Origin of the sequence: Nostoc sp., assembly GCF_036916975.1 — a bacterium.
Taxonomy (GTDB): Bacteria; Cyanobacteriota; Cyanobacteriia; order Cyanobacteriales; family Nostocaceae; genus Nostoc.
Genome location: NZ_JBALFF010000061.1, coordinates 26,682 through 47,911, shown reverse-complemented (window position 1 = coordinate 47,911; position 21,230 = coordinate 26,682). Strand labels below are relative to the sequence as shown.

Genomic DNA, 21,230 nt, shown 5'->3' with positions numbered 1-21,230 from the left:
AGAATCAGCTAACACTTCTTTGTAGATGCAAAGTAAATTTTCTCGATGATCTCCACTTAATCGCTTAAAGGGTTCAGGAAATTCTTCTACAGGTTTCCGCAGTTCTGTATTTCTTTGTCTTTCACAACCCCATAACTGTGCGATAATGAGCCTCAATTTGGGCGACGGTTTCAGACTTGCGCTTTGTCTGCCATTGACTGCGATTAAATAATTCTTGTCGCAATTCATCAACGTTAATTGTGGTAACTTTACCATCGGCAACAATTTGCTTGCCATTTACCCAAACACTATCAACAACATTGGTAGGACGACCTAAGACTAATAAGCCAATCGGATCTGTACGGGGTAATAATGATAAATTTGTGAGGTCATAAAGTACCAAATCGGCTTGTTTACCCACAGTAAGAGAACCGAGTTTGTCTGCTATATTCAGTCCCTTTGCACCTCCCAAGGATGCCATTTCTACAGCTTGTCTAGGTGTAATCCAGTGTTGATAATCTGAGTCTGTAATATTATGTAAGATAGAACCCATTTTGATAGCTTCTAGCAAATCTTGAGAGTCATTACTCGAAGCACCATCACAACCAAAAGTTACATTTACTCCAGCTTGGCGATATTTTAAAATTGGGGCGATGCCACTGCCTAAACGCAAATTACTTAAGGGATTATGAACAACTGTAGATTGAGTTTCGGCAAGGATGGCGATATCAGCATCATTTAACCACACGCAATGAGCAAGTGTTGTGCGATCGCTCAAATATCCGATTCTTTTCAAATGTTCCACAGCAGTACAACCGTACTTTTATTGGGCGAGTTTTTCCTGCGCTCTGGTTTCGAGTAAATGGGAGTGACGACAAAGATTATAGCGATCGCTTAACTCAGTACATCCCTGAAATAAAGCATCAGTACACAATTGAATCCCTGTTGGTGCAACTAAAATATTTATACCCTGATCCGGGCGATGAAACTGCCTTACCGCTTCTTCGATGATTTCCAATGTTGCCGCAGTTGAGCGAAAATAAGGTTCATGCTTTTGGGCTGATTTCCCAGATGGCATACCTGCGCTGAGGGATTCATCTTGAATTAAGGGGGCGATAAAGGCACGAATTCCTACTTCTGTGTAAGCGCGAGTGGCAATGGCGATCGTTTCTAACTCAAGTCCGGGAATTAACACCAGGTGATCTACTACACTCGTCCCGCCAGAAAGTAGGGTTTCCACCGCAGTACCCAAGGCGCTTAGATAAACTTGTTCGGGATCGAGGGGGGTAAAATCATACAGTTCCGCCAACCATAATTCTAAAGGGAAAACTGACATGATTCCTCGCTGCCACATCTCGGATGAATGGGTGTGGGCGTTGAAAAAGCCAGGTAGCAGCAGCTTATTTTTGCCATCTATAACAGTGCCGATTGCTTGTAGATTGGGGGTGTAGGCGGAGCCGGTCGTAGACATCGCTGCGAGCGCACCATCTATAATCTGTACATCTACCGTTGCATAATCATCACTGAGAGGAATCAAAACATTCTGGATGGTGAAATTTACCATATTTAACCAAAATTTAAGTAATCGTCTTTTAAACTAAGTTTCAAGTTACAAAATAGAAAATGGTGTCAAGTATTGTAATCTTATGAATTTACCATTACGGACATTGGGAGTTGCACCAAATGCGTGGATAGTGAATGATGCGATCGCAGATATCACTCGTCCTCAAAAAGCGCCACAACCCTTTATTTTATCAACAGAAACTAAAACCCTGCGCCTAGACTTGGCAAAAGCTGCTATTCTCGTCATTGATATGCAAAACGACTTCTGTCACCCTGATGGCTGGTTAGCGCATATCGGCGTAGACGTAACTCCAGCGCGTCAGCCTATTGAACCTTTGAACAACTTACTTCCAGAACTGCGTGAAGCTGGTGTTCCGGTAATTTGGATAAATTGGGGAAATCGTGCCGACTTGCTCAATATTAGTGCTAGTTCGCGCCACGTCTATAATCCCACAGGGGAGGGTGTGGGATTGGGCGATCCACTACCAAGCAATGGTGCTAGAGTACTTATGGCAGGTAGTTGGGCCGCAGCAGTAGTAGACGAACTAGAAAAAATTCCCGAAGATATTTGTGTGGACAAATACCGCATGAGCGGATTTTGGGATACCCCCTTAGATAGTATCTTGCGGAATCTAGGAAAGACAACATTATTTTTTGCTGGTGTTAATGCGGATCAATGTGTGCTAACTACGTTATGTGATGCCAGCTTCTTAGGATATGACTGCGTGTTACTTAAAGATTGTACCGCTACCACTTCTCCTGAATATTGTTGGCTGGCAACATTGTACAATGTCAAACAATGCTTCGGTTTTGTCACTGACTCCCAAGGGATTTTAACAGCGCTGCATCATGGTGAGGAGTGAATCAATTTTAGATTTTGGACTTCGGCTACGCTCAGTCGAAGATTTTAGATTTTAGATTGATCCCATGCATTAATGCTCTTTATTCGATCAATAATTTTAGATTTTAGATTTGTTCTAGCGTTTAAATTCGCTTGCTCTCAGACTTTTTTAAATTTTGGACTTTCCTGCGGAACGCTACGCGAACGGTGTAATAGCTCAATCCAAAATCTAAAATTTAAAATCTAAAATTATGTGATTCACGACTCGGATTTTAAGAATTTTCATACCCATCGATAATTTTAGAGGGGATAAATAAATGTCCGCTACTCGTTGTGTAATTCCGGTTATAAAATCTAGCAAAGATTACCAAGTATATCGCATCAGTGCCGATGCCTCGAATCGATTAGCAATTATCTTCGATTCGACAAATGCTAATACTTCCTTGACTTGCTGTATAGAAATTTTCGATGTTGGTGGACAAACACCCCCAAATCGCCATCAGTGGGCAGTGGAAATGTTTTTTGTCCTCAAAGGGGAAGCGATCGCTATATGTGACGGCAAGAGTGCCACGATCAAAGCTGGAGATAGTTTATTAGTGCCTCCCACTGGGACTCATTTGATTAAAAATACTGGTTCTACTCGCTTGTACACTTTGACTGTTATGGTTCCCAATGAAGACTTTTCGGAATTGATTCGCAGTGGGATTCCGGCGGAGTTAGATGCAGAAGATATGGCAGTGCTAGGGAGATATGATGCTTTGATGCCCTGTTAAAGTAATGAACTTAAGTGTTACCCAAGATGAACAAGGAGCAATATTAATGCTGATTTGTTTGCGCTAAATGTTGAACAGCCCATTCATGCATAGCATAGAGAATTGGTTGCAAAGTTTCTCCTAAAAGTGTTAGAGAATATTCTACCTTAGGTGGAATTTGGGGATAAACTTCTCTATGAATAATGCCGTCTTGTTCCATTTCTCTGAGTTGCTCGGTTAGCACCTTTTGCGTAACTCCAGGTAAAGCCCGTTGCAACTCACCAAAACGTTTTATGCCAGTCATTAATTCTCTAATAATTAAAACTTTCCAGCGTCCGCCAATCACCTTTAGGGTAGTTTCTACCTCACAAGTCAGCCTGCGCTGGTTTTCTGCTTCAGCTTTCATAGTTTTTTTGTAGTAAGTAAGTGGGCGCAAATAATCATTACTAGCTCGTAGTTGCACTTTAGCGCTAAAGCGCAACTACGAGCCAAATACAGAGTTTTTACTTTTCGTTACATAGTTTGGTTTTATCTTGCCTAAATTTTTTGAAGATTAGATACTCAAAAATATCTATCAATTACGTAGCTACCAACTCAGAATCGATTTCCGACGGCGCACTATCCTGGACTAGCGATCGCGTTTCACCGCTAGGCTGGAGAATACCGCCAACCATTGCCAACAAGGCGTTTACCTTGCGGGTTCGCCACATATCTACAAGTTTTTGCACTTTACTAGCAGACATTCGTCGCATCATCGCTTCATAGAGATAAGCAGCATGTCCTGTTTCATCTTGGGCAATAGAAAGCATTCCTAACTTCAAGTTACGAGCGGTTGATTCGTTATCAGGTAATACTTTCGCCATTCTGGCAAAGTCTTTACTAGCATCTAACTCTAGAATGTATGTGCTAGCCATAAACACATCCCAATCAATCACAGCCGGTTTTAGCTGTTCTTGGGTGTAGCCTTCAAAGAATGCCGCGAAAAAGGGACTACGCTGTTGTGATTTTTTTGTGGATGTGATTTGGGGTTGACGCTTGAAATCTATAACTTGTTTATTCATCTGTTGTAAGGCGTGGGCAAAAATTTGACCATGCCTAGTTTCATCTGATGCATGTTTTACTAGTTTTTCGGCTAGCCATGTATCGCCTTCGGCAGATGCGCGATCGCTAAGTGCAGATAAAAATGGCACTGAGCCAGATTCGGCCAACTGAAACCCCGCAAGGATGTTGGGGCGGGTTTTAGAATCACGAATTTGAGCAGCAGAGTAATAGGCAAAGGCACCTGAACCAGCTAGATGCAGAACGTGAGTCAAGAAGTTCATCAGAAATTCCCGCAGACAATTGGAAGGTTACAATTCTTATTATGTCAACGGTTAACAAATATATCTTTTCATTTTGCTACTATCATCCCACAGAGGTAATGCAGGTAAGTTTGGATGGAGAAATTAACTAAGCCGATGCGATTTTGGTTTTGTGCAACTATCATAATTTTGGGTTTGATAGGCTGCAATCGTTTTATCGGTACTTCTGGAGAACCTGTTGAGCGAGTGAGTGATGGCGATACTATAGTAGTGAAAGATACCGATGGCAAAAATATTACCGTGCGTTTTGCTTGTGTAGATGCGCCAGAAATAGCTCATACTAACAAAGAAAAGCAGAGTAAACGCAATAGCGATCGCAATCAATTTACTTGGGGTGTAAAAGCCCAAGAACGGGTACAAGAACTGGTACAACAAGGAGGCGATCGCGTCACTTTGAATATCACCGATAGCGATCGCTATGGGCGTAAAATTGCTGAAGTTCGTTTAAAAAATGGCACTTTTGTACAACAAGTATTGTTGCGAGAAGGTTTAGCAAAAGTGTATCGTCCCTATTTAAATAAGTGTCCTAGCAAAGACTTAGTTCAACAAGCTGAAGCTGAAGCCAAAGAGCAACGGCTTGGTGTTTGGAGCGATACTAAATTTGTGAATCCTTGGGAATATCGCAGTCTATATAAGAAAAAGTAAAAACTCTAGCTGTTTTTAATTGAATGCAGTACATTTTTTGGCATAGCATATTTGCGGAATGATTTATACCAATTCTGTATGAAGATGCGCTACATATTTTTAGTATAAGAAAAACGAACCGCAAAGCACGCAAAGGACACGAAGAAAGAAAGAAAGAAAGAAAGAAAGAAAGAAGTTAAAAAGCTTTAGCGCAGCCTCACAGCCCCCTGCCCCCCTGCCTCCCCTACTCCTCTCCCCAAGTTTGCAGTTGCAAATAAACGAGTACCAGTGTAACTCCTAGTAACACCGTTGCGGCGGCTGCTGCATAACCAAAATCAAATTGGCCAAAAGCCTCTTGATAAATGTAGTAAACCAGCAAATTAGTCGAATTCAGTGGGCCACCGCCAGTCATCACAAAAACTTGCTCAAAACTCCGCAATGTAAAAATCGCGGTAGTGATGATTGCAAATATCACAGTAGGGCGCAATCCCGGCAGAGTAATATACCAAAATTGTTGCCAAGCATTTGCTCCATCTAAATCTGCTGCTTCATAACGACTGGGAGGAATTGCTTGCAACCCTGCTAAAAAAACTACCATATTGAAACCGAGTTCTTTCCAAATACTCATTAAAATAATTACCGGCATTGCCCAAAATGTGTCTCCTAGCCAAGGTATATTTTGAATGCCGAAAAAATCTAAAAGTCCGTTAACTGGCCCTGATGTTTGAAACAGCCAGCGAAATCCTAAACCGGCTGCCACAAGTGAGATAATTGAAGGCAGAAAATAGGCACTTCGCAAAATGCCCCGCAAAGGAATGGAGCGGTTTAATAAAACTGCTAATCCTAAAGAGATAACTAAACTGGGAATGATCGTGGCAACAGTAAAATAAAAGGTGTTACCCACAACTTGCCAGAAGTCGGGGTTAAGTAGCAAGCGCCAATAGTTTTTTAAGCCTATCCAATAAATACCTTTTAGAGTGAAACTACCAGCAGTGAAACTGAGGTAGAACAAATAGGCGATCGGCCAAATAATAAAAATGCCTAGTAAAATTAGTGCTGGTGTGAGAAAAATCCAGGCGGCTACTGTATCATTATCCAACCACGACTTAGTATATTTTTTTTGCATCTATTATTAACCCTCTTAGCTGTTATGACCCTCCGCCCTGATTCTACCCTTAGCTTGGTTTCTCCCAGCACTAGCGATATTTGCCAACAAGTCGCCCCTTTAAAACTGGGAATTATGGCTTCTGGGAACGGCAGCAATTTTGATGTAGTTGCCCAAGCTATCCAAGATGGGCAGCTAAATGCTCAAATTCAAGTTTTAATTTACAATAACCCTTCAGCGAAAGCAGCCGTAAAAGCAACCAAAAGAGGTGTAGAAGCTGTTTTATTAAATCATCGCAACTATCAAAGCCGAGAAGAGTTTGATCAGAAAATTGTGCAGACATTGCAGCACTACAATGTGGAATGGGTGATTTTGGCAGGTTGGATGCGATTATTAACATCAGTTTTTATCGATGCCTTTCCTGATAAAATTATTAATATCCATCCTAGTTTGTTACCTAGTTTCAAGGGAATCCATGCTGTAGAGCAAGCCTTGGCATCTGGGGTAAAAATTACTGGTTGTACAGTGCATATAGCTTGTTTAGAAATGGACAGTGGCCCAATATTAATGCAAGCCGCAGTACCAGTATTGCCGGATGATACAGCAGAAACACTCCACGCCAGGATTCAAATTCAGGAACATCAGATTTTACCATTAGCGATCGCTCTAGCAGCTTCTTCGTCAAAAACTACACTAAGGAACGTGGATTAAATACAAATGCAAAACTTCATCAATTATCTAGCTTCCCTCTCCAATATATCGGAGAGGGATTGAGGGTGAGGTAAGCTGTCGGACATAAATTTGATCTTATTTAATTCTGATTCCTAAGCCCAATACACTTGGGTTAAGGAAATTATATCGAGGCAGGGGGAAAGACGACAAAGGACAGGTGGCAGGGATAAAAGGGGAAAAAGAACCTGCGCTTTTGACTTTCTCCCTGCCCCCTTGCCTCTTTTACAAAGCTATTCACCATTCGCTTCAGTAGCTTGATACGCTTGTAAAAGCCTAGCATGATCGAGAGTAAATCCTACTTGCATAGCTATCTGGGCAAATAAATCAATCTCAGGCTGTTGCCAATCACGGGGGCTAGAACACTGATGTGCAACTAACAAGCCAAATAGCTGCTCATCTTTGATAATGGGTGCTATTAAATTTGCTTTCACAGCAAACGATTCGAGCAGTTTAATGTGACAATCAGCCAAACCGGCCTGATAAATGTTGTTTATTGCGACAACACGACCAGACTTGTACTTTTCTATATAATTTTCAGTAAAACATGGATCGTATATCTTAGACCGCAAAACTTTGGGATAACCTGGAACTACTGATTCAGCAATTATAATTCCAAACCAATTAGCGTAAAAGCTATAAACCAATACTCGGTCAACACTCAGCCCTTTACGAACCTCTTCTACAGTCGTTTTGATGACATCCTCTTCCTTAAGCGATTGGCGAATACTGCGGGTAATATCCACCAGTAACTGACTTCGCTTACTTTCAGCTTCGATTCGTTGCAGGAGTCTTGCATGGTCGAGAGCAAATCCTACTTGCATCGCTATTTGGCCAAATAAATCAATCTCAGATTGTTGCCAATCACGAGGTTTGGAACACTGATGTGCAATTAATAAACCAAATAGCTGTTCATCCTTAAGAATGGGAGCAACTAAATTTGCTTTGACAGCAAAAGATTCGAGCAGGCTAATGTGATAATCAGCCAAACCGGCTTCATAAATATTATTTACTGCTAAAACGCGACCAGACTGATAATCATCTACATAGCCTTGACCAAAATAGAGGTCTTCGATTTCAGATCGTAAAACTTTTGGGTAGGTGAGAACAACTGATTCGGCAATCACAGTTCCAGACCAATCACCATTTAAGCTATAAACCATCACTCGGTCAGTAGCCAGTACTTTACGAACTTCTTCTACAGTGGTTTTGAGGACATCCTCTTCGTTGAGCGATTGGCGAATGCTACCGATAGTATCCGCCAGCAATTGACTTTGCACATTCTCAGCCTCGATTCGTTGCACGAGTCTTGCATTGTCGAGAGCAAATCCCACTTCCATCGCTATTTGAGCACATAAATCAATCTCAGACTGTTGCCAATCACGGGGTCTGGAGCATTGATGTGCAATTAATAAGCCAAATAGCTGTTGATCTTTGAGAATGGGTGCGACCAAATTTGCTTTCACAGCAAAGGATTCCAGCAGGTTAATATGACAATCACGCAAACCTGCTTCATAAATGTTATTTATGGCTTGAACGCGACCAGACTGATACTTTTCTACATAATCCTGAGCGAAACATGGGTCTTGAATTTCAGACCGCAAAACTTTGGGATAACCTGGAACCACTGCTTCTGCAATCACAGTTCCAGACCAATTAGCGCTAAAGCTATAAACTAGCACTCGGTCAGTACTTAATGCTTTACGAACCTCTTCCACGGTGGTTTTAATGACATCTTCTTCGTTGAGCGATTGCCGAATGCTGCGGGTAATTTCGATAAATACCTGAGCTTTATCTGCCTTTGTATCAACCTGTTCTAGAAGTTTAGTGTAGTCAAGGGCGAATCCTACTTGTATAGCTATCTGAACGAACAAATCAATCTCAGACTGCTGCCAAAAGCGAATTCTAGAACACTGATGTGCAATCAATAAACCGAATAGCTGTTTGCCTTTGAGAATAGGTGCTACTAAATTAGATTTGACAGCAAATTGCTCTAGCAACTCAATATCATGAGCGCTGAGATCGGCTTGATAAATATTATCAATAGCATGGATGGAACCATTCTGATATTTGTCTATATACCCTGCTTCAAACCCAGGTTCAGAGACTGTAACCCCTAAAATTTTCGGTAAACCAGGTGCAACTGATTCTGCAATAAAGGTTCCATTGTTATAGTTAGAGTTGAAGCAAAAAATTGTTACGCGGTCAATGCTTAAAGCTTTACGAATTTCTTCTGAGGTAGTTTTGAGAACATCTTCTTCATTGAATGATTCTCGAACCCATCGCGTAATTTTAATTAATAATTGGGAATAATCAGCTTCGGCTTCTTTCTCCTTTATCAAAACTGAAAGCAGTTCTGTGAATAAGTTTATATTTCTCTCTAACATTACTAATTCATCTTCGCTAGCGATGAAATATTGAGTATATTCACTGTCTGGACGTAGCTTATTTTTGATACTATTAGAAATGGCAGCAGCTTTGCTGACTCGACTAATAGCTCGATTAGTCACAAAAACAGCGATCGCACCTGTTAAAATTGCTGTTACTCCCATACCAGTTAACAAGAGTAACAATTGTCTCTGTAGAGCAAGTTCAGTTTCTGTTGAACTTGTTGCACTCTCAAGTCTTATTTGCGGTATTTGTTTGGTAATTAAATTAATGCCGTAGTAGTAAGTAGCTGTTCCAATTGCAACCACAGGAAGAATACTAATGCTTATTGCCCAAACAATTGCTTTAGTTTTTAAACTCCATTTTTGGCCCCCCGTCAGCCTTGGTTCACGATTTCGTCTTGCTTGGTTTTGAGAAAAAGACTGATTCATAAATCAAACCTGGTTTGCTGCAATTGAGAATCAAGTAAATAACCTCTCCACCAAATTCTACACAAAACTTTTTAAACAAGGACTGGCTTTCAGGGGTATTTTAAGCGACTAACCTTTGTCATGGCTCATAACGCTTTCGTTACTTTTTAAGGCTCTTAACAAAAGAGAAGCTTACTACTGGCTTTTTTTAGTTTTGCGTAGCGGCACGAAGTGCGGGAAAGAGTTAAGATTTACACCATTGTTTAATAATGATATAAATACATTGGCCAGAGCATGGCTAATGCCATGACCCTACGAAAATCTATCTATATGACGTATCAGAGTTTTCGTGAATTGATATTAAATGTATGTATTATAGTCTAATTGAGTGAACTCCCTACACTGAGTCTTTGAGTGTAGTGTAGGCTTCCTGCCCAACAGAAAGCGCAGCAGTAGATTTATTGAGTCCTTTAGGGACTATTAGCTCAGTGTGCGATGCCTGGGTTGGGCTACGCCTAAGCACTATTCCTAGAAGCTCAAAATTTATTTTTTAATTGCCGTAATTGCGACATTTTCCAGAAATAGCTAGAAATCCAATTGGTAATAATGTGAGCGACAATCGGCACTAATAAGTTGCCCGTGAGCAGAGCACTATATGCGAATATCATCCCGACAATTGTTGCCCAAATCACATAAGGCCATTGTTGAGAACCGCTAAAATGCAAGATGCCAAAGCAAAGACTGGATATAATAACAGCCACATGATCTAAGCCTAAAGCTGGCAGCATTACACCTCTAAATAATAATTCTTCACTCAACCCTGGTAGTAACCCCAGCCAAATTAAGTCCGGTAAGGCTAAGGGCTTCAGTACCACTTCTAGATAATAATCTGCACTTTTACGATAAGCAGTCCAAACGCGATAAGCTACGCCACTTAACGCGGTGATGGCGAATCCTAACCCTACACCTAAGAGCAACTCTCTTTGGTTCAAGTCCCAAGAAAATAGGGAAAAGTTGCCAAGGTATAACGAAAGTTTGGCGACTATTAACAAAATGATTGCAGTCGCTCCCATCGCCCCAAGTACTTGGATGCGCGTCAGGTATGGAATTTCTGGCTCTTTCTTTTGTTGTTCAATCACGGGTTTTTAGGGGAAGATGAGGGAGATGAGGGAGATGAGGGAGCAGGGGAGCAGGGGGAGCAGGGGAAGCAGGGGAAGCAGGGGAAGCAGGGGAAGCAGGGGAAGCAGGGGAAGTAAGGGAAGCAGGGGGAGCAGGGGAAGTAAGGGAAGCAGGGGGAGCAGGGGAAGTAAGGGAAGCATTTGATAACTCCTAACTCCAAACTCCTAACTCCTAACTCCTAACTCCAAACTCCAAACTCCAAACTCCTAACTCCAAACTCCAAACTCCTAACTCCAAACTCCTAACTCCAAACTCCTAACTCCTAACTCCTAACTCCTAACTCCTAACTCCTAACTCCTAACTTTTAATTAGTGGCTGCAAAGGTAATAATTTGGGACGGAGAGCGGAGGGATTAATACCTGCTTTGTGTGCTGCTAATACACCCACTGCTTCTAAATATGAGTTTACCTGTATAGATTTGATCCCCAACGGTTGGGGAGGAACTTTTATTAGAGTTTTATTTTCTTCTACTGTAATTATTTCGCATCGTTTTTGGCTTAAACTCAGTAAGGCACTGCTACCACAAGCAGTTGCAGGTGCGATCGCAGCATCTACTTCATCTACCCAAATATCTTCTTGCTGTGATGCAATCTGTCTTTTGTCTATTATAAATTGGGGCGCACGACTTAATCCGACAAGGACGCACGGCAAAAAGGTATAGCCCAATTCTTCGGCGGCGGAACGGGGTGATAAATCTGGTTGGGGAGATTCACTCAAAAGGGCGGGAGAATGGGCGCAAGGAATTTGAAAGGTTCGTACTAACAAATGGCTAATTACGGCTTCTGCACCCGCTAAAGGATCAACACCTTCACCGTGGCGATATTTCTCTACTGCTTCTGAGTCTATATCATCGGGGAAACGGGCAACAACTGCGATCGCTTCTGCCCCCGCTTTTTTAATTAATATCTCAGCCGCCCGTAATAAACTATCTGGGTTACCAATTGTTCCCCAACTAGCTCCTGATGCTGTAGTTCGTAATTCTACATCTAATGGGGCATCAGTAATTACATAATCTGTTAGGGTCAATCCTAGAGTTGCTCTAACTGCATCGGCTGCTTGTATATGTCGTAGCCGCAACTCTGGCTCAATCGCTTGGTCTAAAAGCAAACCTACCTTATTAGTGCGGACTGGACGCAAACCCCAGCATCCAGAAGCGAATTTGTCAAGCCCGTAACCTTCAACATAATAAGTGTTTGGAAGGTTCCAGTACAAAGAAGCGCCATTAAGGACATTGGGGTGAGTAATTAGGCGATCGCAAACCTGTGCTATAACCTTGGCAACAGGTAAAGCATCTCCTGCATAACCCCCAATGGCAGCCCCAACACCAGTTGGTACAATTAAGATAGCGGTGTATGGACGATTCATCTTAAGTTATGAGTGCTGAGTTATGAGTTGATGAATCACAAGCCATCAAATATTGTAGAGACAAGGGTTAATCGCGTCTCGTAACAACGGCTTCAACTGTAGCTTTTTGTTCCTCAACATCCACAGAGGTAACTGCCCAACGTAGGGGTTCCCCTTCTTTCTTCAACTCTGTTTCAATTACTTCTAATAATTCTGCGGGAGTTTCTTGTAAATCAATTTCTGCGGTAATAAAATGAGTCGTCATCTTGGTATATCCTGTTGATTTGTACTTTCTAGAATAACTGATATCAGTTGCTATGAAATAGTTATGTTATTTATAAAGTACTGAGAGGATGTTTTAAAAGTATTGGGCGAATAGAATTCGCTACTAGACAAACAAAGTCCACCTCCGTGGACTAAGAAAAAATTAAGGGTTGTTAACCTGCGGAGGCAGGTTTTGTCTGTGTAGCCGCGACTTCTAGTCGCCAGGGCTTTACAAACATCATCTGATAACTGTTTACTAATTATTAACCTTTGCCAAATTGTAGCTGATAAACTATGTCTTCCTTTTCTGTCTGAAGTTTCAAATCAGAAAGGGGTTTGGCAACACAAAGCAATACGTAACCTTGCTTTTGCAAATCTGGACTCACGCCCATACCATCAGTTTGATCCACAGTTCCCTGGCTTATTTGACCGGCGCAAGTTGTGCAAACACCTGCATTACAAGAACTTGGCAATTCTAAACCAGCAGCATCGGCAACTGATAAAATAGTTTTATCTTCAGGAACTTCCAAGGTATGAATTTTGCCTTGGTGATGAATTTCTACGGTGTAAATTTTTGGCATATACAAAATAAGGTGATGCAACGGACAAACTTATGAGTGTATCTGAATTAGTTAAAAATATCCAGATGTTACTATAAAAATTTAGGTTAAAGAGTAACAATTATCGCAACTGATTCTAAGCATTTTGTATATTAGTAACATTATTTACTATATAATACACAAATAAATTAGTTAAATTTGCTCACTATAAATATGCGCGTAGGCGTAGCCCGCCGTAGGCATCGCGTTTCTTTAGAGACTGTATCTGTAAGTCTGCCTTTTGGCATTGGTTCGATGGCTTGGAAAGTTGACACCACACAAAAGAAGGCGGCTTGGTCGCTGTATGTGGAATTGGTTACACGCATTGCTGTACAAGCTTTGGAAGTTGACCAGGGTTTGGTACGAGAAGCGATGAACTCTCTTTATAGTTTATTTGGTACAACCCGCGAAGTTCTCAAAGCCGCCGGGCCTGATGTGGGGGCTTCTCGTGATTCTGTGGGGGGAATTGCGTTGGCGCAGCCCGCCGCAGGCATCGCAGTGTTGAATAATGGGTTAAGGCCGTTTTTGGCTAAATGGCATCCGTTGTTGCAAGCGTGGGAAGCTAGACGACCTGTGGGGGTGAGTCCCAAGGAACACGAGCAGAGTTGGTCGGAGGAACCCAAGTTGCGAAGTGAGTTGGAAGTTTTGCGCGGTGGGTTGGAAGATTACGCTAAGGCTTTAGCAAAAATTGCCGGGGTGGAGGAGTGATACCAATTCGCAATTCGCAATTCGCAATTCGCAATTAAGAAATTTAGATACAGCAAGAGGTTCCTGATTTACATCTGTTGCCTCATTTTGGAGAATTGGTATAACTAATGGAAAAATTTGATGTTTTTCTTTGTCATAACAGCAAGGATAAACCTGCGGTTATCCAAGTTGCAGAACAACTAAAGCAACGCGGAATTTCACCTTGGTTGGATATTTGGCATTTACGTCCTGGTTTTTCTTGGCAAGATTCCTTAGACGAACAGATAAACCAGATTCAAGCAGCAGCTGTTTTTGTAGGTAATTCAGGATTTGGCCCTTGGCAAGATCAAGAGATAAAAGCTTTTATACGAGCATTTGTTCAGAGAAAATGTCCAGTTATTCCCGTACTTTTGGCAGATGCACCACAAGAGCCAGTACTACCTGTATTTCTCCAGGGTTTAATGTGGGTGGATTTCCGTTTACAGAATCCTGAACCGATGGGACAGTTGATGTGGGGCATTACTGGGGAAAAGCCAGGGACAACGCCCATAATTCAGCCGACAGCGCCTAAAACAGATGAGCTATCCTCAGAAAAAGGCATAAACTACACCAGACTGCGCGACCTACTAGCAGCACAAAACTGGAAGGAAGCCGACCAAGAAACCTATCGGGTGATGATTCAGGCTGTAGGTAAAAAAGATGGCGACTGGTTCACCTCAGACGAACTCTTAAATTTTCCTTGCACTGACTTACGCACAATTGACCGCTTATGGGTAAAATACAGCAATGCACACTTTGGCTTCAGCGTCCAGAAGGAAATTTACTTGAGCGTTGGCGGTAAAGTTGACGGCAAGTATTACGAAGAAGCCTGGGAAAAGTTAGGCGATCGCATAGGATGGAGAGTGGAAAGAAGTTGGATCTCTTACTCTAAAGTTACTTTTGATACCTCTTCCCCAAGAGGACACCTCCCTAGAGGGGGATGGGGGGGGATGAGTAAGTTGAGGATGTTCTCTTCTCTCGCATCGAGACTTGTAAACTGTAACATCTAAGGCTTTCCGATATTTATAAAGATTTATTACCAACCCCAAATGCACGGTAGAATCAACATTTCAGAATTCCGATACCTGGCACGGTGCAATTCGCAATTCGCAATGGGCTACGCTAACGCAATTACGTTTTGTGACGGGGATTTAGACTCCTACACAAAACGCGCTGCCCTTATTAGGCAGGGGACTTAAATCCCTAAAGTTTGTTAAATTAAATGTTATTTATTTTACTCTAAACAAATTGCGAATTGCGAATTGCGAATTGCTTTAAGTCTGGTGAAAAATATTATTAATTCAGACTGAAATGTATGAATCAAAATATTTCTATTAGTGATAGAACAAAAGCCTTGGCAATCAGGATAGTGAAAGCTTGTAGTTTCTTAGATGAAAAGCCTGGAGTTTGCCGAACATTATCAAATCAACTACTACGTAGTGGTACTTCCATTGGTGCAAATGTCAGAGAAGCTCAATCTGCTCAATCCAATAAAGATTTCCTTCACAAATTGGAAATTGCACTTAAGGAAGAAAGAGAAACTGAATATTGGCTAGAAATATTAATCGAGTCGGAATTAGTTGAAAAAAATAAATTTGAGTCTCTTCTCCAAGAAACTAAAGAAATTGGTAAAATTCTAGTTGCTTCTACCCGAAAAATCAAAGATAAAATTAACGGCAACCTATCTAGTTAATTGCGAATTGCGAATTGCGAATTGCGAATTGCTTTAATTTCTGCTTGATTATCTAAGTAAAAACTCAAAGCATCAAAGACTTGCGCTAAGGTTAAATGAGGTAAGTGTAGCGGAATTTCTTCTGGTCTAATACCTAAACGCCAATTTTCAACAATTGCTCTCACAGGGGTTCTACTTCCCTTAATAATCGGTTCACCTGATAAAACATCAGGCTGTCGGATAACATAGCGAGAGTTTGTAGTAGTTGTCATACTATTGAGATTTTTGGCAGTATGTCTGTTAATGTATCACAGACTGGATTGAATGCGATGCTTAGGTTGAGTTACACCTACGCATTTTAATTGTAAACACTCAAGAGCGATCGCCATTATTCAATAATAAAAAACTGGAATTATGGCTTTACTGTCACTGCCAAATGTAACCCTAAAGTATCCAACAAAGAATTTAGACTGTAAAACTCAATTTCGCCTTTATCTGATAGCATCTGATCAAGTTTATTATAGATTTCCTTGACTTGTGCAGAAAGCCGATCAATTCCACCATGCGCTTCTATGACATTTTTCAGCGCCTTACTCAACATTTTTGGGTCGCCTTCTTCTAAAACAACTTCGATATAAGCTGCGGCTTCTAGTGGATTTTTTAAGTCTTGAATCAGTTTTTCATGATAGCTTGTACTTTTAGGCATCATCTCTACTCCTGTAGTCTTCCCAATATTCCTTGGCTTTAGCAATATCTTTATCTTGAGTGCTTTTATCACCACCACACAAAAGAATAACAACTGTTGAGTCTTGCTGTCCAAAGTATATGCGGTAGCCAGAACCGTAGTCTATTCTCAGTTCAAAAACTCCATCACCAACTGATTTACAATCACCTAAATTACCTGCTTCTACTCGGTCAAGCCTAGCTCTAATATCGCGCAAAGAGTCAAACCACTCAGAGAAAGGATTTATACCATCAATCCTTAAATAATTCCTGATCTCCTTTGGTGAAGCTTCCATATTGGAATCTTTTTAAGCTCTGCGATCGCTGTAAATTAACAATATACACTATGTAGCGATGATTGCACTCACCAACAAACTTTAGTCATCAATGTTACAATATTGACTCTTAAGGTTACAGCATTAAGCCGATAAGCTAGAACATAAAGGCTTAAGGTTACAATATTAAGGCTTAAGGTTATAACATAAAGCCTTAAGGTTACAACATTAAGCCGATAAGCTAGAACATAAAGGCTTAAGGTTACAATATTAAGGCTTAAAGTTAAAGCGATCGCTGTTGATATAGAATACAGACCATTTGTAGAGGCACAGCAATGCTCATAAGTGTCAACTTAACGGGAAACGGGCGGTTATAAACCGCGTCTATACAAACAAAACCCACCTCCGTGGGTTTCTAACCCTTAATTTGACTTTAGTCCGCGCAGGCGGACTTTGCCTGTGTAGCCGCGAATTCCATTCGCCCAGGCTTAAGTTGACTAATGAGCAATGCTGTGGGCTATTGTCTATTGCTTAAACATAATGTTAGTTATTTTGGTGAAAATTAACCTTTAATAATTAAAATCCGAGAAAATACGGGCATAAATAAAAACTTTTACTAAAAGACTGCGCTTTTTGCTGATCCAGAATACAGATTAATTGAGACAAAATAGTTCTGTAAAGCTTTAATATCTGTATAAATTTATGTCTCGCAAAAAACGTAGTTCCCGGATTCTAGAAAAAGCTGAATTTAGAGTTGCCGGACTGAAAGCTATCGATCAAAATATCAAGTTTGATGATACTTACAACTTGCAAAACCTGACTCAATTAATAGACAATTTTCACAATATGCTTGATGATTATAACGCTGCTATAGCTATGATTGACTCTTCTAAAACAAAGTTGGATGAGATGGAAAAAACCTTAAATCAGGTTTCAGACAAAATGCTGATGGGGGTTGGTTTCAAGTACGGCAAAAACAGCAATGAATATGAACTTGCAGGTGGCGTTCGAGACAGCGATCGTATTCGTAAAAGCAGATTGACACGCTTAAAGTCTAACACAGATAAAACATCAGATGAAAATGCAATAACCGCCTAGTAGAGACGTGATTAATCGCGTCTGTATCTGTGAAAATTCAAAGTGTCCAGCAGATCCCCGACTTCTTTGACAAGTGGGGGATCTATTTCATTACGAATTGGTTATCGGGAGTGTATTTTCTACCAGATGCGTTGCGGACAACAATTGTAGCGATACACCAACTACCCCAAACAGCAGAGATATTATGGTTGAGGCTTTTAGGAAGAGGGAATGTGCAGTCACAAGCAATTATCGAGTTGCAAGCGTTACCATTAGATTATCCATACCAGAAACAAACTCTCGAATTAGTTTACAACTCGCGCGAAAACTTGAGAGTAAATCAAGAATTAGAAGCAGATGATAGGGAGTTAATTATGCGACTAGAACCACTTTATCAAAGAGACAGAGAACAAGCCAAAGAAGAGGGTAGGGAAGAAGGAAAACAAGACTTAATACTGCGTCTACTAAATCGCCGTATTGGTGAAATTGATGCATCATTAATTGAGCGAATTCCCGGTTTATCCATTGAACAATTAGATAATTTAGGACAGGCATTGCTAGATTTGTCTAGTGTTGCTGATTTAGAAACTTGGTTAAACCAATAATCAATCTAATTCATTATTACTACACCTGGCGACTAAAAGTCGCGGCTATACAGACTTGTGTTGAGCGGAGTCGAAATACAAAACCCACCAACCTGAGTTAAAAATCCTTGATTTCCTCTTAGTCCACGGAGGTGGACGAGAGTTTGTCTAGTAGCGAATTCTATTCGCCTCATACTTTTTAAACCTTCAGTATAAAAAACATTGCTAATAACCGATTACCAGTAAGGCTTTCATCATAAAAGTAAGCTAAACTTTTATAGCCGAGTATTGCCTAAAAATATTTCATAATTGAAGGGAGAACATCCCAATGGAGAAGATAAAAATGCTAGAACAATATCGTAAACACGTTGCCGAAAGAGCAGCACTCGGTATTCCCCCTTTACCATTGGATGCGAAGCAAACCTCAGAATTATGTGAATTACTGAAAAATCCGCCAAAGGGTCAAGAGGATATATTATTGCATTTATTGAGCGATCGCGTTTCTCCTGGTGTAGATCCCGCAGCTTATGTCAAAGCTGGATTTCTCACCGCGATCGCCAAAAAAGAAATCACCAGTCCCTTAGTTTCGCGCATAGAAGCGGTACAATTGTTAGGGACAATGGTAGGTGGTTATAATGTGCAATCTTTAATCGATTTGCTGCAATGGCCTACCGTATCCGTCTCAGACTCATCCGAAACACCTCTGGTAATGGGTGGACAAGGAAAAGAACCCATCGCCGCCTACGCCGCCAACGCCTTAAGCAAAATCCTCTTGGTATATGATGCCTTCCACGATGTTTTAGAATTATCAAAAACCAATCCTTTCGCCAAGCGGGTGATAGACTCTTGGGCGGAAGCGGAATGGTTTACCCTTCGTCCCACAGTACCACAAGCGATTACTGTCACCGTTTTTAAAGTTCCTGGCGAAACCAATACCGACGACTTATCCCCCGCCCAAAGCGCCACAACTCGCCCAGATATTCCCTTACACGCCTTAGTGATGTTAGAGTCACGGCAACCGGGAAGTTTGCAAACCATAGCCGAGTTGAAAAAGAAAGGGCATCCTGTAGCTTATGTGGGAGATGTAGTTGGTACAGGTTCCTCGCGTAAATCTGCGATCAACTCAGTATTGTGGCATACAGGAAATAATATACCTTTTGTGCCAAACAAACGCGCTGGGGGTTATGTTTTAGGTGGTGCGATCGCGCCAATCTTCTTTAACACAGCAGAAGATGCCGGTGCTTTGCCTATTCAGTGCGATGTCACCAAACTTGAAACCGGCATGGTAATTACCATCCATCCCTACAAAGGCGAAATCACAAACGAAACAGGCGAAGTCATTTCCACCTTTGCCCTCAAACCTGATACCATCCTCGATGAAGTCCGCGCAGGTGGACGCATCCCCCTACTTATCGGCCGTACCCTCACCGACAAAACTCGTCTTGCACTTGGTTTAGAACCCAGTACAGTCTTTACCCGTCCTCAGCAAGGCTTTGATACAGGCAAAGGCTACACCCTAGCCCAGAAAATGGTAGGTAAAGCTTGCGGATTACCTGGTGTGCGTCCCGGCACATCCTGCGAACCCATCATCACAACCGTTGGTTCCCAGGATACCACAGGCCCGATGACCCGTGACGAATTGAAAGAACTCGCCTGTCTTGGTTTCAGTGCAGACTTAGTGGTTCAAAGTTTCTGCCACACTGCTGCTTATCCCAAACCAGTAGATATCCAGACTCATCACGAACTCCCCGACTTTTTCGCCTCCCGTGGCGGTGTCGCCCTCCGTCCCGGTGATGGTATCATCCATTCTTGGTTAAATCGGATGCTGTTACCCGACACCGTGGGAACTGGCGGCGACTCTCACACCCGCTTCCCCTTGGGTATTTCCTTCCCCGGCGGTTCTGGGTTAGTGGCCTTTGCAGCCGCCTTGGGTGTCATGCCTTTAGATATGCCAGAGTCAGTATTGGTAAGATTTAAAGGTGAATTGCAACCAGGTGTCACCCTGCGGGATGTGGTGAATGCCATACCTTACGTAGCAATTCAAAAAGGTTTGCTGACAGCAGACAAGCAGAACAAGAAAAACGTCTTCTCTGGGCGAATTTTGGAAATCGAAGGTTTGCCAGATTTAAAAGTTGAACAAGCCTTTGAACTCACCGATGCGAGTGCCGAGCGTTCTTGTGCCGGATGTACAATTAAGCTGAGTGTAGAGACAATTTCTGAATATCTGCGTTCTAATATAGCGCTACTAAAAAATATGATCGCACGGGGCTATCATGATCCGCGTACCATGTTGCGCCGTGTGGCGAAAATGGAAGAATGGTTAGCAAATCCGGTGTTATTAGAAGGCGATGCCGATGCTGAGTATGCCGAAATAATTGAAATTGATTTGAACGAAATCAAAGAGCCAATTGTTGCGGCTCCTAATGACCCAGATAATGTTAAATTATTATCGGAAGTTGCTAATGATCCAGTACAAGAAGTATTCGTCGGTTCTTGTATGACAAATATCGGTCATTATCGGGCAACAGCGAAAGTTTTGGAAGGCGCGGGTGAAGTAAAAACTCGCCTTTGGATAGCACCACCAACCCGCATGGATGAATACCAACTTAAAGAAGAAGGTGTATATAGCGTTTTTGGGGCTGCGGGTGCGCGGACAGAAATGCCCGGATGTAGCTTGTGTATGGGTAATCAGGCGCGAGTTGCTGATGGGACAACAGTGTTTTCTACCTCTACCCGCAACTTCAATAATCGCATGGGTAAAGATGCGCGAGTGTATCTTGGTTCAGCAGAATTAGCCGCAGTTTGTGCGCTGCTGGGACGCCTCCCCACAGTGCAGGAATATTTGGATATTGTGGCCAGTCGAATTCATCCTTTTGCCGATGATTTGTATCGGTATTTAAACTTTGATCAAATCGTCGGTTTTGAGGATGAAGGGCGCGTGATTTCTAAAGAGGAGCAGGCTTTATTGGTCTAATTTAGATTAGGGTGGGCTTTTTTAGCTCACCTTAACTTTAAATATAAAAAATTGAAAAAAT

General features: G+C 41.7%; 20 protein-coding genes and 2 pseudogenes. 10 read left to right on the top strand and 12 right to left on the bottom strand.

The features are described from left to right. Window positions 1–121 precede the first annotated feature (121 nt). Window positions 122–1,543, bottom strand: a pseudogene (locus V7K73_RS14750) (amidohydrolase). Window positions 1,544–1,625: 82 nt separating this feature from the next. On the opposite strand from V7K73_RS14750, the gene V7K73_RS14745 reads away from it, so the two are divergent. Both V7K73_RS14745 and V7K73_RS14740 read left to right on the top strand, forming a co-directional pair. Beyond that, window positions 1,626–2,405 carry a cysteine hydrolase family protein gene (locus tag V7K73_RS14745; RefSeq protein ID WP_334881121.1) on the top strand — a complete coding sequence of 260 codons (780 nt, stop codon included), beginning with the start codon at window positions 1,626–1,628 and terminating at the stop codon, window positions 2,403–2,405. 295 nt (window positions 2,406–2,700) lie between these two features. Continuing rightward, window positions 2,701–3,156, top strand: a complete 456-nt coding sequence (locus tag V7K73_RS14740; protein ID WP_334881119.1) for a cupin domain-containing protein — start codon at window positions 2,701–2,703, stop codon at window positions 3,154–3,156. Window positions 3,157–3,199: 43 nt separating this feature from the next. On the opposite strand, the gene V7K73_RS14735 is transcribed toward V7K73_RS14740, so the two are convergent. Both V7K73_RS14735 and V7K73_RS14730 read right to left on the bottom strand, forming a co-directional pair. Beyond that, window positions 3,200–3,541, bottom strand: coding sequence for a winged helix-turn-helix transcriptional regulator (locus tag V7K73_RS14735; protein WP_334881118.1), 342 nt, complete (start codon window positions 3,539–3,541; stop codon window positions 3,200–3,202). 172 nt (window positions 3,542–3,713) lie between these two features. Continuing rightward, the gene (locus tag V7K73_RS14730) at window positions 3,714–4,457 is read right to left on the bottom strand and encodes a ferritin-like domain-containing protein (protein ID WP_334881116.1); all 744 of its coding nucleotides are present in this window, start codon (window positions 4,455–4,457) and stop codon (window positions 3,714–3,716) included. Between the two features lie 114 nt (window positions 4,458–4,571). Here V7K73_RS14730 and V7K73_RS14725 point away from each other — a divergent pair, with 114 nt between their 5' ends. After that, window positions 4,572–5,141 (top strand): thermonuclease family protein, encoded by a 570-nt coding sequence (locus V7K73_RS14725; RefSeq protein WP_334881114.1) that lies wholly within the window; start codon window positions 4,572–4,574, stop codon window positions 5,139–5,141. 223 nt (window positions 5,142–5,364) lie between these two features. On the opposite strand, the gene V7K73_RS14720 is transcribed toward V7K73_RS14725, so the two are convergent. Next, on the bottom strand, window positions 5,365–6,246 hold the full coding sequence (locus V7K73_RS14720) for a carbohydrate ABC transporter permease (protein WP_334881112.1): 882 nt from the start codon (window positions 6,244–6,246) through the stop codon (window positions 5,365–5,367). 24 nt (window positions 6,247–6,270) lie between these two features. On the opposite strand from V7K73_RS14720, the gene purN reads away from it, so the two are divergent. After that, complete coding sequence (gene purN, locus V7K73_RS14715) at window positions 6,271–6,936, top strand: phosphoribosylglycinamide formyltransferase (protein WP_334881110.1); 666 nt, start codon at window positions 6,271–6,273, stop codon at window positions 6,934–6,936. Window positions 6,937–7,187: 251 nt separating this feature from the next. Here purN and V7K73_RS14710 read toward each other — a convergent pair whose 3' ends face one another. The 5 genes from V7K73_RS14710 to V7K73_RS14690 all read right to left on the bottom strand — a co-directional run bounded on the left by V7K73_RS14710 (window position 7,188) and on the right by V7K73_RS14690 (window position 13,120). Further along, window positions 7,188–9,773 carry a GAF domain-containing protein gene (locus tag V7K73_RS14710; protein ID WP_334881108.1) on the bottom strand — a complete coding sequence of 862 codons (2,586 nt, stop codon included), beginning with the start codon at window positions 9,771–9,773 and terminating at the stop codon, window positions 7,188–7,190. Window positions 9,774–10,288: 515 nt separating this feature from the next. Beyond that, the gene (locus V7K73_RS14705) at window positions 10,289–10,891 is read right to left on the bottom strand and encodes a CPBP family intramembrane glutamic endopeptidase (RefSeq protein ID WP_334881107.1); all 603 of its coding nucleotides are present in this window, start codon (window positions 10,889–10,891) and stop codon (window positions 10,289–10,291) included. A 337-nt stretch (window positions 10,892–11,228) separates the two neighbouring features. Further along, window positions 11,229–12,296: a DUF3326 domain-containing protein gene (locus tag V7K73_RS14700; RefSeq protein ID WP_334881105.1), complete on the bottom strand. Its 1,068-nt coding sequence runs from the start codon at window positions 12,294–12,296 to the stop codon at window positions 11,229–11,231. Between the two features lie 67 nt (window positions 12,297–12,363). Further along, the gene (locus tag V7K73_RS14695; RefSeq protein ID WP_334881103.1) at window positions 12,364–12,540 is read right to left on the bottom strand and encodes a hypothetical protein; all 177 of its coding nucleotides are present in this window, start codon (window positions 12,538–12,540) and stop codon (window positions 12,364–12,366) included. Window positions 12,541–12,802: 262 nt separating this feature from the next. After that, the gene (locus V7K73_RS14690) at window positions 12,803–13,120 is read right to left on the bottom strand and encodes a 2Fe-2S iron-sulfur cluster-binding protein (RefSeq protein WP_334881101.1); all 318 of its coding nucleotides are present in this window, start codon (window positions 13,118–13,120) and stop codon (window positions 12,803–12,805) included. Window positions 13,121–13,312: 192 nt separating this feature from the next. Between V7K73_RS14690 and V7K73_RS14685 the strand changes: the two genes are divergently transcribed. The 3 genes from V7K73_RS14685 (at window position 13,313) to V7K73_RS14675 (ending at window position 15,557) form a co-directional block, all read left to right on the top strand. Beyond that, entirely contained in the window at window positions 13,313–13,846 is a 534-nt protein-coding gene (locus V7K73_RS14685) for a hypothetical protein (RefSeq protein ID WP_334881099.1), read from the top strand. 107 nt (window positions 13,847–13,953) lie between these two features. Continuing rightward, window positions 13,954–14,874, top strand: a complete 921-nt coding sequence (locus V7K73_RS14680) for a GUN4 domain-containing protein (protein ID WP_334881097.1) — start codon at window positions 13,954–13,956, stop codon at window positions 14,872–14,874. Between the two features lie 305 nt (window positions 14,875–15,179). Beyond that, entirely contained in the window at window positions 15,180–15,557 is a 378-nt protein-coding gene (locus V7K73_RS14675; protein WP_229462544.1) for a four helix bundle protein, read from the top strand. Here V7K73_RS14675 and V7K73_RS14670 read toward each other — a convergent pair. From V7K73_RS14670 to V7K73_RS14660, 3 genes are all read right to left on the bottom strand, one after another. After that, window positions 15,554–15,808, bottom strand: a complete 255-nt coding sequence (locus V7K73_RS14670; protein ID WP_334881095.1) for a DUF433 domain-containing protein — start codon at window positions 15,806–15,808, stop codon at window positions 15,554–15,556. The two genes, V7K73_RS14675 and V7K73_RS14670, sit on opposite strands and share 4 nt — an antisense overlap. Before the next feature lie 140 nt (window positions 15,809–15,948). After that, entirely contained in the window at window positions 15,949–16,242 is a 294-nt protein-coding gene (locus V7K73_RS14665; RefSeq protein WP_334881184.1) for a helix-turn-helix domain-containing transcriptional regulator, read from the bottom strand. Further along, on the bottom strand, window positions 16,235–16,555 hold the full coding sequence (locus tag V7K73_RS14660; RefSeq protein WP_334881093.1) for a type II toxin-antitoxin system RelE/ParE family toxin: 321 nt from the start codon (window positions 16,553–16,555) through the stop codon (window positions 16,235–16,237). Before V7K73_RS14660 ends, V7K73_RS14665 begins: the two co-directional genes overlap by 8 nt. A 681-nt stretch (window positions 16,556–17,236) precedes the next feature. Here V7K73_RS14660 and V7K73_RS14655 point away from each other — a divergent pair. The 3 genes and pseudogenes from V7K73_RS14655 (at window position 17,237) to acnB (ending at window position 21,169) form a co-directional block, all read left to right on the top strand. Further along, window positions 17,237–17,632 (top strand): hypothetical protein, encoded by a 396-nt coding sequence (locus V7K73_RS14655; protein WP_334881091.1) that lies wholly within the window; start codon window positions 17,237–17,239, stop codon window positions 17,630–17,632. Between the two features lie 98 nt (window positions 17,633–17,730). Further along, window positions 17,731–18,216: pseudogene (locus V7K73_RS14650) on the top strand (DUF4351 domain-containing protein); the annotation flags it as partial. A 322-nt stretch (window positions 18,217–18,538) separates the two neighbouring features. After that, window positions 18,539–21,169 carry a bifunctional aconitate hydratase 2/2-methylisocitrate dehydratase gene (acnB, locus tag V7K73_RS14645; protein WP_334881180.1) on the top strand — a complete coding sequence of 877 codons (2,631 nt, stop codon included), beginning with the start codon at window positions 18,539–18,541 and terminating at the stop codon, window positions 21,167–21,169. The last annotated feature ends 61 nt before the right edge of the window (window positions 21,170–21,230 follow it).